This window comes from Candidatus Symbiopectobacterium sp. NZEC127, assembly GCF_025962675.1.
Classification (GTDB): domain Bacteria; phylum Pseudomonadota; class Gammaproteobacteria; order Enterobacterales; family Enterobacteriaceae; genus Symbiopectobacterium.
This window is the reverse complement of record NZ_JAGFPG010000074.1, coordinates 1-560: the sequence shown is the minus strand read 5'-3', so window position 1 is coordinate 560 and position 560 is coordinate 1. Positions and strand designations below refer to the sequence as shown.

The 560-nt window shown below is 50.9% G+C and carries 1 protein-coding gene; it reads left to right on the top strand.

All coding sequences use genetic code 11. From position 1 onward, the window contains the following. Positions 1-436, top strand: a 436-nt coding sequence (locus J5069_RS23980) for an AbgT family transporter (protein ID WP_264646143.1), incomplete at its 5' end; no start/stop codon positions are given. Positions 437-560: the final 124 nt, after the last annotated feature.

The window sequence follows — 560 nt, the reverse complement described above, 5'->3', positions numbered from 1 at the left end:
CATGGGAAAATTTTTTGCCATCGGACTTACCGACCTGCTGGAGTCATTAGGCATGACCGGCATTCCCGCTTTCGTCGGCTTGATTTTCCTGTCTGCGTTCTTGTGCATGTTTATCGCCAGCGGCTCTGCCATCTGGTCGATACTGGCACCTATTTTTGTACCGATGTTTATGCTGCTGGGCTTTCATCCGGCTTTCGCGCAAATGGTGTTTCGCGTCGCAGACTCATCGGTGATTCCGCTGGCGCCGGTATCCCCCTTCCTCCCGCTGTTTCTGGCCTTTTTACAGCGCTACGTCAAGGATGCCAAGCTGGGGACTTATTATTCATTGGTGATTCCTTACCCCATCGTGTTCTTTACCGTGTGGCTGATTTTGCTGGTCGTCTGGTATGTGTTGGGATTGCCTATTGGTCCCGGGATTTATCCGCGCTTGTCCTGATACGTGGGGAGCATCACATTGGCAGTGACTGGTCGATGTGATGCATTCTCATAAACCAATCATAAACAAGGCTGGGGTTGGGTTGCTTCCTGAAAGATGATTTCATAACGGTTTAGCCAACGGC